Genomic DNA, 15,218 nt, shown 5'->3' with positions numbered 1-15,218 from the left:
ACCGAAACCTACTTATTGGGTTGGGGGGTCAAACGCAAATAAGGCTTGATTTCTTCCACCCCTTTGGGGAATTTGACCTTAGCATCCTCGGTGGAAATGGAGGGCACCACCACACACTTGTCCCCATCTTGCCAGTTAGCGGGGGTAGCTACTTGGTGATAATCGGTCAACTGGAGGGAGTCAATTACCCGCAAAATTTCGTCAAAGTTCCGGCCAGTGCTGGCGGGATAGGTGAAAGTTAAGCGTAATTTTTTAGCAGGATCGATGATGAAGACAGAACGCACCGTCAAATTATTGAGGGCATTGGGGTGGATCATGTCGTACAGATCGGACACCTTTTTGTCGCCGTCGGCCAAGATTGGGTAGTTAACGGTGGTGTTTTGGGTTTCGTCAATATCACAAATCCAGCCTTTGTGGGATTCCACATCATCCACACTGAGGGCAATCACCTTAACGTTGCGCTTATCAAATTCCGGCTTAAGTTTGGCTACGGTGCCCAATTCGGTGGTACAAACCGGAGTGTAATCCGCAGGGTGAGAGAATAAAACAACCCAGCTATCGCCGGCCCACTCATGGAAAGAAATGGGGCCTTGGCTGGATTCTTGGGTAAAGTCGGGGACAACATCACCGAGTTGTAAGGCCATAACAGATAGTTCCTAATACAATGCAAAATGGGGATCTTCTTCGATCATACTGCCATATCAGATACAGAATTTGGACGAATTGTTAGAAAACGCAAAATTGTCAGGAAAAGACTGGCATTAGCGCAAAAATCACTGATCTGATTAACAACACCTGGCAAGTTAGTCTGGGGTAAGGCGATCGCCTTAGGTCAAAGGCAACTAAAAATGGCTGGCAACTACTCCAGGGACAGTAATATCCTCATCTAACTCTTCCCAGCGGAGGGTATAACCATTCACTTCAACTTTGACCTTTGCCAATTGTTCATTTGTCGCTTCTTTAAGGATACGGAAGCGATCGCCAGGAAAGCCAAAGATCCTTCCATCGCTGAGTTCAACGTATATCATCCGTTTTTCCGCCCATGCTCTAATCGCAGCGGGTTCAACAATGGCATTACTGTTGGCATTTCTTGGATTTTTTAGAGGTGGTAGCATTAATAAACCTTGAGGTTAAAAATTATTAAAACAGAATCATAAAACTATGCTGACTTCCACAACGGATATTGTTCAAGGCCGCACCATTGCTCGCTACCATGGCATTGTCACAGCGGAAGTGGTATATGGCACCAATGCCCTGCGGGATTTTTTCGCGGGTATTCGGGATTTAATTGGTGGTAGAACCGGTAGCTATGAACAAATCTTTGAAAAAGGCCATCGAGAGGCGATCGCCGAATTGACTGAACGGGCCCAAAAATTGGGAGCCAATGGGGTAATTGGGGTGGCAGTAAATACTGGAACCATCAATATTGACGACCGGGGAGCATTATTGTTAATCACCGCAACGGGAACGGCGGTAACGGTGGATTAATTTATTTAATGGAGATGTCCCATGGTCACCGTCTTTGGTAGCGCATGCCGGGTTCCTGGCTGACTAAACCAAGAATTTCCAGTTGGAGTAATCCAGCAGAAACATCCCCAATGGCCAAGGCTGTGACGGCAACAATTTGATCCAGGGCGGTGGGTTCTTCCTGGACTGCGGCCAAGATCTTTTTTAAAGTTGGTTCCAAGTCCTCCGGTGGTTCAGTCAAAGGTTGTTTACCCCTTGCCCCGGTGGTTAAAGTAGGGACATTGGTTTGGTCTAGATAACCAGTTTGGCGATCGCCTGGAAGAATTTTTTGTTCTTGCCCTTGATCCAGTAAAGGTATTGCCCCCAAGCTGGCCAGTAATTGATTTTCCGACAGAATCACCTCTGCTCCGTTGTGGATGAGATTTAAGCAACCGTGGGCTTCTTGGACATCAGGGGAATTGGGTAGGCTAAACACGTCCCGGTTAAATTCGTTGGCATACTTGGCGGTGATTAAGGCCCCGGATTTGGGGGGAGCCTCCATTACCAACACGGCCCTGCTCAGACCGGCAATGATGCGATTACGGGCGGGAAAATTACCCCGTTCTGGTTTACTGCCCACGGGATATTCACTCAAAATCAATCCTTCGGCGGCGATTTGCTCAAACAATTGTCGATTTTGGGGAGGATAAATCAAATCTAAGCCAGTGCCTAAAACGGCGATCGTCCTTCCGTTCACCCGTAAACAACTGCTGTGGGCGTCAGCGTCAATGCCAGCGGCTAAACCAGAAACAATGGTGAAACCAGATTTGACCAGGGCTTGGCTAATTTTCCTTGTCCAACGGCTCCCGTGGTCGGTGGGGTAACGGGTGCCCACAATGCCCACCCCAGGAATTTGTCCTTGACTTTCCCGGTGGTCAAGACGCCCCAGATAATACAACACCGGCGGTGGACTGGGGATTTCCCACAGTAAGCGGGGATAGTCCGGGTCATCGGGGGTGAGAAATTGGGGATTTTTTTGTTGATGTTCTTCTAAAAATTGAAACGGATTGAGATTGTTTCTTTGCCCAATAATTTTCTCAATCAGTTTATGGCCAAAACCCTCCACTTCTCCCAGGGCGATCGGTCTCGCCTTCCAGGCATTTTCCAATAATTCAAAGTGTTGGGCCAGTCGCTTGAGCAACACTGGCCCTACTCCCTTAACCTGACTCCAGGCTAACCAATAGGCCTGTTCAGAATTCGCCATGGTTAATCAAAAATTTGTGAATAAAATCTATGACCCAGTGCCCCCAGAAATAGTTTGTATTTGATTAAGAATATTATTTTCTTTGGTACTATATTTGAGAGAGCGGGCCAAGGATAACGCCTGTTGATAGGCGGTTAAAGCTGCGCTAGTTTGCTGGGCATCGATGTAAAGTTGGGCAATTTTTTCGTAGGTAATCATCATGCCGTAATAGTTATAGGACTGTTGTTGTACCTGCAAAAGTTGTTTATAAATTTGTAGAGCATAGTTGGGTTGTTCACTGAACAGATACAAATCCCCCAGTTTATCCAAGGCGATCGCCGCTGTGCTCAATTGTTTAATAGACCAAGCTAGGGTGTAGGCCTTTTGATAAGCTTGGCTGGCATTTTCTGGCTGTTCCAGTTCTAGGTAATGGTCCCCAATGGCAATCTGGATATCGGGCACCAATTCCGGTTTACCGTCCTGCAATCTTCTTTGCACCAGTTGCTCTTTGATACGAATAGCATTGTCGGGCTGGGCAGACTGTTGATAAATTTCCCCTAGTTTTTGCAAGTAAATCCCTTCGTAATAACTGTTGCGGGCATTGGTGGCCCTGGCTAGAAGGGTTTCATAAACCTCAGCGGCGGCGGGGTAGTTAAATTTAGCTAGATACAGTTCCCCCAACATGGAGAGGGCTTGGTTTTCCCGGCGGTAATCCCCCTGTTGCTGGGCTTCCCGACGCATTTGCTGATAAACGGCGATCGCCGAGTCGAGGCTGTGGAGCTGGCCATAGGCTTTGGCAAAGGCTGTTAACAGTTCCGGGCTCATGGCCTTGTCCTTGGTCAGGGAAAGTTGTAAATCTTCCAAACGCTGACCGATGGCCATTACATCTTGGTTACGGCCTTGTTCCCAGGCGATCGCCCCAATGCGCCCCAGGGCCTCAACCTCGGCCAAATCCCCCAACCGTTGTCGCCCCCGTAAACTGCGGTAACGTACCTCAAAAGCCTGGTCCCCCTGTCCTGCCTGATCCAACACCAAAGCTTCAGCTTCCAAGGCATCTAGGGCTTCGATTAGTCGTCGCCGTTGCAAAGGGGTGAGGGTTTCCCCAGAAGGAATCAGGGGATCCGTGGGAAAAAGGCTGGGGTCAAAGGGATTTTCGCTGGGGCTAAGGGGCGGCGGGGTAATGGGCGGGGGAATATAGGGAGTGCCCTGGGCCTGCACCGAATTAATATTCAAGACCCCACCAATTAGGACAGGGAAAACCATCAGCCAGAGCAGAGGTAAGCTAGATTTTACTCCCAGGAAATATTGCCGATGGCCCGGGGACGAGGATGGATACATAGGGGAAAATGATGGGGACAGAGAAAACCTAATTGTGATCAAAATCTTCAAATTGATCGAAGCGGTCGTCCTGGCGATCGCCCACGGGCCAATCTTCGTTTACTCCCCCCACAATTAAACGGCGAATGGGCACGTAATCGAGGGAAAGTTGGTACAGTGCGTTGATCAACACATCTAGGGCAATGAGGTCGCTGGTGCCCAAATCAAACCAACAACGACCCCAATGGTCTTGGTATTGGAAGTCTGCCATATTGTGCATGGGGGACATCATGGAACTAGAAAGATTGGCACTGTCATAGTCCAAATAGCTTAGGTCAATGCCCGTATCCTGTACCTGGAGATTTTCCGCATTAAAACCCCCTAGTTTGCCGAGGTAAAACCAGGAAGCAAATAGCTCTTCCACATATTGTTGTTCCGCCGGGGCAGGATTGGTCTCGAATTCTAGCCAAATCCAAAAATCGAAGGGATTTACTTCCCGAAATTGCACTTCCATAGGTTGGGGAGATAGTTAATTTTTAAACGTCATTAATTTTCAAGCGCAACGAGTCGGAGACAAATCAGCGCAATTGCTCAGGCGACAATCGAAAAATCCCGAAAGTTTCTCACAATTCGACCTAATAAAAAACCCAATAAAAATAAATAGGATTCAAATATAGGGCGTGATGTCCTCTTGGCAGTCATCGGCCAGGTAGGAAAGGGCCCGGAACCTCAGACCAATTAACTGTTCATACAGAGGATTTAGTTTGCACAGAGGGGGAATATGAACAATTTTGCGCCCAAACAGTTTAACATCCCGCTCGAAGGGACATTGGGGGGGCACCAGATGACAAATGAAATGGGCCAAACGAGGATCGTGGATGGCCATGCCGTCCAGCCAATCCTTGACGGGGTGAAGTAAATCGGGATGGGGATGTTCCTCCATTTCGGTTCGATCGCTGTTGGGATCACAGATGGTATGTTCCAATGACTCCAAAGCGTCAATTTTTATCCCTAGGGCTTGACTAAATTCCCGCAATAGCTCTCCTTCCACCGGGGAATAAAGGCCGTCGGCGATCGCCACCAACACCGCTGTGCGGAGAAAGTTTTCCGCCGTTTCCTTGTCATCCCCCAAACCTTCTAGTAATTCCGCCGGAGTAATAGTTTTGAATAGGACCTCATCTTCCTTGTTACCAAAACCCATCTCCTGGGTGAGACCGGCAATCATTTGTTGCTCCGATTCATCAAAGTCCCCATCACTCCAGGCAATGGTCAGCAGTCCCCTCAACCAAGTGGCAATTTGGACATCGGTGTAACGACTTTGGGTACGATTGGCCATGATTTTCCCCTGGGCAACTATGCGGTCATCAGACATTTAAATCAAACTCTAACTGAAGTGTAGCTTAGAATACGGAGCCCCTTCCCCTCCCTTTCTAAGCTAAAGGAGACGGCTTTGCATCCTCACCACTCCCCTTGACCCCATGCCCCCCCTGCAACTACTCCGATCCCTTTCTGCCCTACCGGACATTAATCCAGTGGTGGATTTTCCGGCTCCCAATCCGGCCCCAAAATCAACAGTAGCGGGGGACGCTTTTCCCAGTGTTTATTCCACCTTGGCTCCCCATGCCCTAACCAATTTGGTGTTTAAGCATTACGACATTGAAGTGCCCAAAGGCTGTCGATTTTGGCATCGGGGTTTGAGCGATGTGTACTTGGTGGAGACCCTAGCGGACGATTACATTTTGCGTATTTCCCACCACCATTGGCGCACCGAAAGTGAAATTCAGTTTGAGTTGGAGTTGCTCAATTTTTTAGCGGACCGGGATGTGCCGGTGGCGGCCCCCCTCAGGCATCGGGATGGGGGTTATGCCCTGGAGATTAATGCCCCAGAAGGTAAGCGCTATGCCAGTTTGTTTCCCTATGCTCCCGGGGGGGTGGCGATCGGGGATTTGAGCAAAACTCAAGGCTTTTTGTTGGGGGAAATGTTAGCTCAACTGCACCAAACAGCCCAACGGTTCAAGCCTTCTGCCCACCGTTCTCCCCTCACCCTCAGTTATTTGTTGGACGATTCTCTCCATACCATTGCCCCTTTTCTGCACCACCGGCTGGAAGAATGGCGTTGTCTGATCGACATTTCCATGGCCATTAAAACCCAGCTCACATCCATTCCCACCCACACCCCCTATTGGACTATTTGTTGGGGGGACCCCCACAGCGGCAATGTCCATTTCACCGCCGAAAATCAGATGATGCTATTTGATTTTGACCAATGTGGCATGGGTTGGCGAGCCTTCGACATTGCTAAATTTCTACAGGTTTCCATGCAATCGGGACTAGGACGTAATATTCGGGATGCTTTTTTAAGCGGTTACAATTCCATTGCTCCTTTGACGGTTCTGGAGGAAAATTCCTTGCAGGCCTTGACCCAAACAGCTTTCATCTGGTCTTGGGCCATCCATGTGCAAACCCTGAAGCTATCGGATTACAGTCGGCTCCACGGCAGTTACTTCAAACGTCGGTTAGAGAATTTGCAACAATTGGGCTCAACGGATTGGCAACTGTTTTAAAAGGGGAAACTTGTCCCCCATGTATCCTCGTCCAGTGCAAAGTACCCTTGCCAACGCCCTCTACCTGCATTAGTCCCTGGGCAGTTTTCGGCCAATGGCGATCGCCAAGCGTCGTATATTAGGCATATATTGAGCCGCTGGGCCTTGCCACTGTCAGGATTGGAAGGGCCTGAATTACCCCGTCCCCAACCTCCATGGTTTATGTCAAGCGCATCGAACTATCCCATTTCAAATCCTTTGGGGGAACCACCGCCATTCCTTTTTTGCCGGGGTTTACGGTGGTGTCTGGGCCCAATGGTTCGGGCAAGTCAAATATCCTCGATGCATTGCTATTTTGTTTGGGGTTAGCCACTTCCAAGGGCATGCGGGCTGAACGACTGCCGGACTTGGTCAATAACACTTTCAAGGGGAACCGGGGCAGTTCCGAAGCTAGTGTGTCAGTCACCTTTGAATTGCATGATGGGGAAAACCTATCCGAGCCAGGGGCTAACCATAATGGCAACGGCAACGGAGCAAAAATTTCTAAGGAATGGACTGTTACCCGTCGCCTGAAGGTGACCAAAGGGGGCAATTATTCCTCCAACTATTACATCAATGGGGAGACAGCTACCGTCACGGAACTCCATGAACAATTAAATGAGCTGCGTATTTACCCAGAGGGCTACAACATTGTGCTCCAGGGGGATGTGACCCGCATTATCACCATGAACTCCAAGGAGCGCCGGGAAATCATCGATGAGTTGGCGGGGGTAGCGGAATTTGATCGCAAAATTGTTAAAACCAAGGAGACTTTGACGGAGGTGCAGGACCGGGAAGAACGATGTCAAATTATTGCGACGGAGTTGGAGCGAACTTTAGAACGGTTGGCGGCCGATCGCCAGAAGGCAGAAAAATACCAGGCCCTGCGGCAACAGGTACAGGAAAAGCAAGGGTGGGCCAAGGTTATTCAGTACAAAGCAGTGGAGCAGCAACGGCAAAAGCTATGGGGACAATTGGAGCGGGATCGAGAACAATCCCAGCAAATTCAGCAAGCCCTAGACCAACGCAGTCAAGCCATTCAAACTCAGCAAACAGAGTTGGAAAAGCTCAATGCCCAGGTCAAGGCCCTGGGGGAAGAGGAACAATTGGCCGTGGCGGCCCAGTTGGCCACCCAAAAAGCCCAACGGGACCAACTCCAGCAACGTTATAACGACGGCGATCGCCAAATTACCACTCACCAACAACAGGTGGGCCAAATCCAGGCGGAAATTAGCCAGAGTCAACAGCAGTTTCTGCACATTCAACAGGAAAAATCTTTCCATAACACCCAAACCCTGCCCCAGCTAGAAGCCGCAGTGCAGACCAGTCAGCAACAGTTGGAGCAACTCCGGCACCAGGCCCAGGCGATCGCCTCCGCTTCCGAAGCATGGGTACAGGAACAAACCCAACTCAGCCGCACCGTCAACCAACTACAAGACGAATTAATCCCCCAACGCAGTCAGTTGGCCCAGCTAGAGGAACGCCAACAACAATTGCTAACCAATTTGGCTGAATTAACCCCTCTGCTCACAAAGGTTTCTGTTGAGTTGGAAGAAAAACAGTTTGCCCAAGGGCAGTTCAACTTCCAGGGAGAAGCACTAACCAGTCAGATTCAAACCCTGGCCAGCGATTTGGCCCAACTGGAACAGGAACGGAGTTTGCTACAGGAAACCCAAACCCGCCTGCTCAAGGAACAACAGGAAAAACAACGGCAATTGGACAAATTAGAAGCGGCTAGTCAAGCTCAGCAGGAAGTGCAGGGCACCTACGCCACCAAAGTGATTTTGCAGTCGGATTTGCCTGGGGTCTGCGGTTTAGTGGCCCAATTGGGTCAGGTGGAGCCTCAGTATCAAATAGCTCTGGAAATTGCGGCCGGGGGCCGTTTGGGTTTTCTTGTTGTGGAAGATGATGGTGTGGCGGCGGCGGGCATTGAAATCCTCAAACAGGCCAAAGCAGGACGGGCCACTTTTTTACCCCTCAATAAAATTCGTCCTCCCAAGGGTCAAAATCCCAACCTTAGTTATGCCCATGGTTACATTGACCTGGCAGTGAATTTAATCGACGGCGATCGCCGTTACGCCGACATTTTTGCTTTTATCTTTGGCAATACCATCGTTTTTGACACCTTAGTTAACGCCCGCAACCACCTGGGCAAGCATCGCATTGTCACCCTAGAGGGAGATTTACTAGAAGCCAGTGGAGCCATGAGTGGCGGCAGTCGCAACCAACGCTCAGGACTACGGTTCGGCACCATGGTCAGTGAAGATACGGCAGAAGTGAAACAGTTGCGTCAACGGTTACAGGACATTCAGCAAGTCCAAGGCCGTAACGAAGAGTTATTGCTAGAAAGAACAGTTCGTAGTAGGCAGTTAACTCAACAGTTGATGGAAATGCGGCAACAACAACGGGAAGTTCAACTCCACGGAGAACAAACGGAACGAGACATAGCACGCCTCAGTCAACAGCAAACACAAATTAATCAACAACAAATTAATCAACAGCAAAAACTAGCAGAGTTACAACAAAATTTAGCTTTGTTGCAGCAATCTTTGCCGCCCTTGGAACAACAGTTAGCCTCCGCTCAGCAACAATTAACTGCCTTGGAAACTTCCCAAACCCATCAACAATGGCAAACTATCCAGATCCATATTCGTACCGTGGAAGCGGAGTACCAACGCCAATTGCAAGCCCTACGCCAGGGGGAGGATCACCTCAAGGATTTGCAGAATAGTAGCCAACGCCTAGAGGAAAAAATTGCCCAAGCCCAGGAAAAAATTGCCCAACATCAAGCTCAGGATCTCACCCTAGCCCAGGAACAGGAGCAGTTAAAAATAGCTTTGGCGGAAATGAATGGGGCTATCCAAACCACGGAAGCTCAGTTGGCGAAACTGTCGGAAAAACTGGGTAGTACTAAGCAAGAAAGGGATCGTCTAGAAACTCAGCTTAACCAGCTCCGTAGTCAACAACAGGAACAGCAATGGCAATGGGAAAAGTTACAAACTAATCAACAGGAATACCAGGAAAATTTAACTCAACTGCAAACTCAATTGGAAGCATTAGAACAGGATTTGCCCGATCCCTGGCCGGAAATTCCCCTGCTCCAAGACCGGGACGAAGCAAACTTGGATTTTGCCAATATTTTGGAGGAATTAGAGCGATCCATTCGCAATGGTCAAAAACGTTTGGAAGCCATGGAACCGGTGAATATGCTGGCGTTACAAGAATATGAAAAAACCCAAGCCCGCCTAGGGGAATTGTCAGAAAAGTTGCAAACCATTGCCGGGGAACGGACCGAGTTACTGCTCAGGATTGAAAATTTTACCACCCTGCGCCGTCGTTCTTTCCAAGATGCTTTTGATGCAGTCAATAAAAACTTTCAAATAATTTTTGCTGAATTGTCCGATGGGGATGGCTATTTGCAGCTAGACGATGCGGAAGATCCTTTTAATGGGGGTTTAAACCTAGTGGCCCATCCCAAGGGTAAACCGGTGCGTCGCCTCAGCTCCATGTCCGGTGGAGAAAAATCATTGACAGCGTTGAGTTTTATTTTTGCCCTCCAACGCTACCGCCCTTCTCCCTTTTATGGCTTTGATGAGGTAGATATGTTTTTGGACGGTGCCAATGTGGAAAAACTGTCCAAAATGGTCCGCAAACAGGCCCAACAAGCTCAATTTATTGTGGTGAGCCTCCGTCGTCCCATGATTGAAGCGGCGGAACGCACCATTGGAGTAACCCAAGCCCGGGGAGCCCATACCCAAGTATTGGGCATTAAGTTGTAGCTTCGCCTAGATATAGTACAAAAGTCATTATTCAAACAATCTGGCAAAACCATTAAGTTGGATTTACTGAACAAAACCTACGTCAATTTGCTGCGCCAATGGGTAGATTGAGGGGAATACTAACGTCGGCGATCGCCAGATGATCGCCAGATCCAAGAATTTCGCTTGGGCCAGAGCCTTGGGGACATCCCTGAGTAAATAGGGAAAATTTGGGATGGGACTCAAACTCCCTACAATTCAAGGATTTATCTGATCGGCAATCCACCTTGCTTCCTTTTTAAGAATCACTGCGGTATTATCAAAATGATAATCATTATCATTCCTGCCGCCCATGACCACCAGAGCCCCAGCCATTGCCGTTCCTGTTAATGATCCTTTAGGGGAATCCGCTATCTCTTTGTCCCTCCTACAAAGACCCAGGCGATTGCGACGAACGGGCACCCTCCGGCGTATGGTGCGGGAAAATACCCTAGGAGTGGAGGATTTGATCTATCCTCTCTTTGTAATGGAAGGTGAGGGTTTGGAACAGGAAGTGCCCTCCATGCCTGGTTGCTTTCGCTACTCCCTAGACCGGCTATTGACCGAAGTCCACACCCTTTGGCAATTGGGCATCGGGGCAATCGCCCTATTTCCCCTCATTGATGGCCATAAAAAAGACAATGGTGGCACTGAAAGCTACAACCCCCAGGGCCTAATTCCTAAGGCAATCCGGGCCATCAAAGAAACTTGTCCCGACATGATCGTAATTACCGATGTAGCCCTTGATCCCTACAGTAGCGAAGGCCACGACGGCATTGTGGAAAACGGCCAAATTCTCAACGATGAAACCGTCGCCGTTTTGGTTAAACAGGCCCTGATGCAAGCAGAAGCCGGAGCCGATTTTGTCGCCCCCTCCGATATGATGGACGGTCGCATTGGGGCTATCCGCCGGGCTTTGGATTCCGAAGGCTGGATTAATGTCGGTATCCTGGCCTACTCCGCTAAATACGCCTCCGCTTACTACGGCCCCTTTAGGGATGCTCTGGATTCCGCTCCCAAATTCGGTGATAAGAAAACCTACCAAATGGATGGGGGCAATGGTCGAGAAGCTCTGAAAGAAGTGGATTTAGACATTCGTGAAGGGGCAGACATGGTAATGGTCAAACCTGCCCTAGCCTATCTGGACATTATTTGCCGCATTAGATGCCATACCAATTTACCAGTGGTGGCCTACAACGTCAGCGGAGAATATGCCATGGTCAAAGCAGCGGCGGCTAGGGGGTGGATCGACGAGGGAAAAGTAGTACGGGAAACCCTCATCAGCATGAAGCGAGCCGGGGCAGACTTAATTTTGACCTATTTTGCCAAGGATATTGCTGAGCAATTGCGGACTAATCGGATTGAATTTTAAAAAAATCTCATAACTATTTGTCTGTATTTTAATTATGAATCATTCCTCACCATCGGATTTAATCATTCCCAAGAGGGGCTTACCAGTCACTATTATCACTGGCTTTTTAGGTAGTGGTAAAACAACACTTCTCAATCATATTCTGAACAATCGCCAAAATCTCAAAATTGCAGTTTTGGTCAATGAATTTGGTGACATTGACATTGATAGTCAACTCTTAACATCCATTGATCAAGATATGATTCAACTTAGTAATGGTTGTATTTGTTGCACCATTAATGATGGCCTGGTGGAAGCGGTTTATAATGTGCTAGAACAAAATGAATTGATTGATTACTTGGTTATTGAAACCACAGGAATTGCCGATCCTTTACCGATCATGTTAACGTTTTTAGGGACAGAACTAAGGGACTTTACCCATTTAGATTCCGTTATTACTTTGGTAGATGCTTCGGAGTTTAATCAGGAACACTTTGATAGTGAAGCAGCACTCAAGCAAATTGTTTATGGCGATATTATCCTGCTCAATAAATCTGATTTAGTTAATCCAAATAGCCTTTATCAGTTGGAATTTCAAATCAATGAAATTAAGGAAAATGCCCGCATTATCCGTTGTCAAAATGCTGAAGTGCCCCTGGGGTTACTCTTGGATGTTGGTTGTAACCACAAAGACATTTATCAAGGATTAATTGAAGAGGAAATTGAGCAAACTCGACGGGATCATGAAGATACAGAGCATCAACACCATGATCATGAACATCACCACCATCACTCATCCCATTTAGATAATGATGGCTTTGTTTCCATTTCTTACTATAGTCACCGTCCTTTTTTGTTAGAAGAATTTCAAAACTTCCTTGAAAATCTTTCCGGCAATGTGTTTCGAGCTAAAGGCTTACTTTGGTTCATTGATAGTCCCAACAAATACATTTTTCAACTCAGTGGTAAACGTTGCACTTTAGAAGTTGAAGAGTGGGATGGATCTCCCCCAGGCAATCAAATTGTCTTTATAGGTCGAGACCTAAACAAAGGAGATATTTATCAACAATTAGAACTCTGCTATCCCACCCCTGCAACCCTGGCAAGTTTGGCCTAGATTTTTCAATCTAACCCTTACCCAGTTATTTTTCTATCATCATCTATGACTGCTTTAATACCCTCCCAAAAACTGACTGCTAACCAGGCGATCGCCGCCCTTCCTACCCAGGTTGATCCTCCTGTTTCTGAAGCAGAAATGCAAGCTGCGGTTAGAACTTTACTGTTGGGCATGGGGGAAGATCCGGACAGGGAAGGTCTCAGAAATACCCCCAAGCGGGTGGTTAAGGCTCTGAAGTTTTTGACTTCCGGTTATCAACAGTCTTTGGACGAACTTCTGAATGGGGCTGTTTTCAGCGAAAATACTGATGAAATGGTGCTAGTCCGGGATATTAATCTTTTTAGCTCCTGTGAGCACCATATTTTGCCCATTATTGGCCGGGCCCATGTGGCCTACATTCCCAATGGCAAAGTGATTGGCCTGTCAAAAATCGCCCGTATTTGCGAAATGTATGGCAGAAGATTGCAGGTGCAAGAACGCTTAACTGCCCAGATTGCCGATGCTCTCCAGGGGTTATTACAGCCCCAAGGGGTGGCGGTGGTGGTGGAAGCAACCCACATGTGTATGGTAATGAGAGGGGTGCAAAAATCTGGTTCATGGACGGTCACTAGTTCGATGCAAGGGATTTTTGCTGATGACGCCAAAACTCGCCAGGAGTTTATGAATTTAATTCGTCATAGTCCTTCTTTCCACTAGGCTTTGCCAGAATAATTTTCCCTTGCCTTTGTCCTTGATGTGAACACTTTTTATGCGATCGCCTTCTTTAATTGCTGTGGCTGGCCCCCCAGGGGCAGGTAAAACAACTTGGATTACTGAACAATTTCAAAACTTAGCCCATCCAACTTTCTATTTTTCCCCAGGGTTAGGCCCCATTTCTATTGATCTAGCCCGTATTAAATATAGTTATCCCTCTGTGCAGGTTATTGGTGAAGATCAGGGAAGCTCATGGTTGGCCAATGTCCCCCCTGATGGTGTGATTTACTGTGAATTGGGAGCTCAACTTGATTTAAATTCAACCCAGTTTGGGTCCTTTTCTTGTCATCGCTTAGCGGTATTACCTCCCTCTTCAAAAAATTCTGAATGGCATAGTTGGGCAGATGAAATTATTCCCGGCAATAATATTGCTTTAACGGATGATCACTGTCCTAATTTATGGCGATCGCCGTTAACGGGAATTGTTTTTGACCCCCCTAGCCTAGAGGTTATTCTGATGGAATTGACCGGGGGAGCCTATGGCCAACTACAACGGCTGAAGGGAATTTTTGAAATGCCGGACGGCCGGGCCTTTTACGTTGATTTTGTTGAGGGATTGGAGGGGATTAAATACACTGAACTTGCCCTTGAGCCTTGGTTGGAGGGTCGCCCCCAGCGCTTCAGTGGCATTGAAATAGCGGGCTGGAATCTAAATCAAAAACTAATTGCCGATACCCTCTTGGAAGGTTGCCTATCGGACGAAATTCTCAACCATTACCAGCAACAGTACAAAGAAAACAGTTATCCAGAAGAGGCGATCGCCTAATGAAACTTGCCGTTATTTCCTGCATCCACGGTAATTTTGAAGCTCTCAATGCCGTTCTGTCAGACATTGATCAGCAAAAAGCGGATCAGATTTATTGTTTGGGGGACTTAGTTGGCTATGGCCCCTATCCCAACGCTGTGGTGGAGATGATTCGTTCCCTCGACATTCCCACCTGTCAAGGTTGTTGGGACGAAGATATTGTGGAGGGTCTCAATGCCTGTGAATGCAGCTATCCTTCTGTGCTAGCGGAAAATCGCGGTCGAGCCGCCCATGAATGGACTAACAATGTCATCCATCCCGAAGTGAGGGAATACCTTGCCACGTTGCCCCTGACAATAGGTTACGAAAACCTCTGTTTTGTCCATGGCAGTCCCAATAGTCAGCACGAATATCTACTCCCCAGCATGGATGGTTTTGCCGCCCTGGAAAGAGTTTTGGCTACGGAAGCCGACGTTTTATTTTGTGGCCATACCCACGTTCCCTACGTGCGGGAATTGAAGGAGGGAAAGATTTCCGTGCGGGTTGAGCAAGGTGAAGCAGGTAAAGTCGATAAACAATTCACCGTCCCCCTAAAACGAATTATCAATGTTGGATCAGTGGGGGAACCCCGCCATGGCCGTCCCAATGCCACCTATGTTTTATACGATACAGATACAGCCCAAGTAGCCTTGCGGGAAGTGCCCTACGACTATCACCGCACCTGCGCCGCCATTATTGAGCAGGGATTACCGCCCATTTTTGCTTGGCGACTAGCCCGGGGATTAGAATTTGCCGAACGAGCCGATGATCCCAGCCATATTTGCCAGCGTTAGCAAGTATTTATCATCAAAAATAGAAGATTTACAC

Annotated in this window: 14 protein-coding genes and 1 pseudogene; 8 read left to right on the top strand and 7 right to left on the bottom strand. The window is 48.0% G+C overall.

All coding sequences use genetic code 11. From position 1 onward, the window contains the following. Positions 1-8: 8 nt before the first annotated feature. Both BWK47_RS04190 and BWK47_RS04185 read right to left on the bottom strand, forming a co-directional pair. Positions 9-644: a peroxiredoxin gene (locus BWK47_RS04190; RefSeq protein ID WP_162327677.1), complete on the bottom strand. Its 636-nt coding sequence runs from the start codon at positions 642-644 to the stop codon at positions 9-11. A gap of 198 nt (positions 645-842) precedes the next feature. Continuing rightward, a complete protein-coding gene (locus BWK47_RS04185; RefSeq protein WP_162327676.1) occupies positions 843-1,115 on the bottom strand; it encodes a DUF2442 domain-containing protein in 273 nt (90 codons plus the stop codon). A 46-nt stretch (positions 1,116-1,161) separates the two neighbouring features. Here BWK47_RS04185 and BWK47_RS04180 point away from each other — a divergent pair, with 46 nt between their 5' ends. Further along, positions 1,162-1,488 (top strand): YbjQ family protein, encoded by a 327-nt coding sequence (locus BWK47_RS04180; protein ID WP_010872007.1) that lies wholly within the window; start codon positions 1,162-1,164, stop codon positions 1,486-1,488. Positions 1,489-1,513: 25 nt separating this feature from the next. On the opposite strand, the gene dprA is transcribed toward BWK47_RS04180, so the two are convergent. From dprA to BWK47_RS04160, 4 genes are all read right to left on the bottom strand, one after another. Continuing rightward, positions 1,514-2,710, bottom strand: a complete 1,197-nt coding sequence (gene dprA / locus BWK47_RS04175; protein WP_162327675.1) for a DNA-processing protein DprA — start codon at positions 2,708-2,710, stop codon at positions 1,514-1,516. Positions 2,711-2,737: 27 nt separating this feature from the next. Next, positions 2,738-4,027, bottom strand: a complete 1,290-nt coding sequence (locus BWK47_RS04170; protein ID WP_162327674.1) for a tetratricopeptide repeat protein — start codon at positions 4,025-4,027, stop codon at positions 2,738-2,740. Between the two features lie 28 nt (positions 4,028-4,055). Then, complete coding sequence (locus BWK47_RS04165) at positions 4,056-4,520, bottom strand: DUF3531 family protein (protein WP_162327673.1); 465 nt, start codon at positions 4,518-4,520, stop codon at positions 4,056-4,058. Positions 4,521-4,673: 153 nt separating this feature from the next. Continuing rightward, positions 4,674-5,342, bottom strand: coding sequence for a DUF533 domain-containing protein (locus BWK47_RS04160; RefSeq protein ID WP_162327672.1), 669 nt, complete (start codon positions 5,340-5,342; stop codon positions 4,674-4,676). Between the two features lie 142 nt (positions 5,343-5,484). On the opposite strand from BWK47_RS04160, the gene BWK47_RS04155 reads away from it, so the two are divergent. Next, positions 5,485-6,570, top strand: a complete 1,086-nt coding sequence (locus BWK47_RS04155; RefSeq protein WP_162327671.1) for a phosphotransferase — start codon at positions 5,485-5,487, stop codon at positions 6,568-6,570. A gap of 194 nt (positions 6,571-6,764) precedes the next feature. Then, positions 6,765-10,367, top strand: a complete 3,603-nt coding sequence (gene smc / locus BWK47_RS04150) for a chromosome segregation protein SMC (protein ID WP_162327670.1) — start codon at positions 6,765-6,767, stop codon at positions 10,365-10,367. 82 nt (positions 10,368-10,449) lie between these two features. Here the strand turns inward: smc and BWK47_RS04145 are convergent, their stop codons facing one another. Further along, positions 10,450-10,608, bottom strand: coding sequence for a hypothetical protein (locus BWK47_RS04145; protein WP_162327669.1), 159 nt, complete (start codon positions 10,606-10,608; stop codon positions 10,450-10,452). A gap of 156 nt (positions 10,609-10,764) precedes the next feature. On the opposite strand from BWK47_RS04145, the gene hemB reads away from it, so the two are divergent. From hemB to BWK47_RS04120, 5 genes and pseudogenes are all read left to right on the top strand, one after another. Further along, on the top strand, positions 10,765-11,757 hold the full coding sequence (gene hemB / locus BWK47_RS04140; protein ID WP_257793045.1) for a porphobilinogen synthase: 993 nt from the start codon (positions 10,765-10,767) through the stop codon (positions 11,755-11,757). A gap of 34 nt (positions 11,758-11,791) precedes the next feature. Next, the gene (locus BWK47_RS04135) at positions 11,792-12,853 is read left to right on the top strand and encodes a CobW family GTP-binding protein (RefSeq protein ID WP_162327667.1); all 1,062 of its coding nucleotides are present in this window, start codon (positions 11,792-11,794) and stop codon (positions 12,851-12,853) included. Between the two features lie 123 nt (positions 12,854-12,976). Then, positions 12,977-13,549, top strand: a pseudogene (gene folE, locus BWK47_RS04130) (GTP cyclohydrolase I FolE); the annotation flags it as partial. 52 nt (positions 13,550-13,601) lie between these two features. After that, a complete protein-coding gene (locus BWK47_RS04125; RefSeq protein WP_162327665.1) occupies positions 13,602-14,372 on the top strand; it encodes an ATP-binding protein in 771 nt (256 codons plus the stop codon). Next, positions 14,372-15,184, top strand: a complete 813-nt coding sequence (locus BWK47_RS04120) for a metallophosphoesterase family protein (RefSeq protein ID WP_162327664.1) — start codon at positions 14,372-14,374, stop codon at positions 15,182-15,184. Before BWK47_RS04125 ends, BWK47_RS04120 begins: the two co-directional genes overlap by 1 nt. Positions 15,185-15,218 lie beyond the last annotated feature (34 nt).

This window comes from Synechocystis sp. CACIAM 05 (assembly GCF_010222815.1).
In the GTDB taxonomy this organism is placed as follows: Bacteria; Cyanobacteriota; Cyanobacteriia; order Cyanobacteriales; family Microcystaceae; genus Synechocystis.
The sequence above is the reverse complement of the archived record's forward strand: the minus strand, read 5'-3'. Positions and strand labels throughout refer to the sequence as shown.

Excerpts from the sequence above, each read along its gene's own strand:
- BWK47_RS04120 (WP_162327664.1), top strand. The coding sequence starts at position 14,372 with ATGAAACTTGCCGTTATTTCCTGCATCCACGGTAATTTTGAAGCTCTC.
- dprA (WP_162327675.1), bottom strand. The coding sequence starts at position 2,710 with ATGGCGAATTCTGAACAGGCCTATTGGTTAGCCTGGAGTCAGGTTAAG.
- BWK47_RS04125 (WP_162327665.1), top strand. The coding sequence starts at position 13,602 with ATGCGATCGCCTTCTTTAATTGCTGTGGCTGGCCCCCCAGGGGCAGGT.
- BWK47_RS04170 (WP_162327674.1), bottom strand. The coding sequence starts at position 4,027 with ATGTATCCATCCTCGTCCCCGGGCCATCGGCAATATTTCCTGGGAGTA.
- BWK47_RS04185 (WP_162327676.1), bottom strand. The coding sequence starts at position 1,115 with ATGCTACCACCTCTAAAAAATCCAAGAAATGCCAACAGTAATGCCATT.
- BWK47_RS04165 (WP_162327673.1), bottom strand. The coding sequence starts at position 4,520 with ATGGAAGTGCAATTTCGGGAAGTAAATCCCTTCGATTTTTGGATTTGG.
- BWK47_RS04190 (WP_162327677.1), bottom strand. The coding sequence starts at position 644 with ATGGCCTTACAACTCGGTGATGTTGTCCCCGACTTTACCCAAGAATCC.
- BWK47_RS04160 (WP_162327672.1), bottom strand. The coding sequence starts at position 5,342 with ATGGCCAATCGTACCCAAAGTCGTTACACCGATGTCCAAATTGCCACT.
- BWK47_RS04155 (WP_162327671.1), top strand. The coding sequence starts at position 5,485 with ATGCCCCCCCTGCAACTACTCCGATCCCTTTCTGCCCTACCGGACATT.
- smc (WP_162327670.1), top strand. The coding sequence starts at position 6,765 with ATGGTTTATGTCAAGCGCATCGAACTATCCCATTTCAAATCCTTTGGG.
- BWK47_RS04135 (WP_162327667.1), top strand. The coding sequence starts at position 11,792 with ATGAATCATTCCTCACCATCGGATTTAATCATTCCCAAGAGGGGCTTA.
- BWK47_RS04180 (WP_010872007.1), top strand. The coding sequence starts at position 1,162 with ATGCTGACTTCCACAACGGATATTGTTCAAGGCCGCACCATTGCTCGC.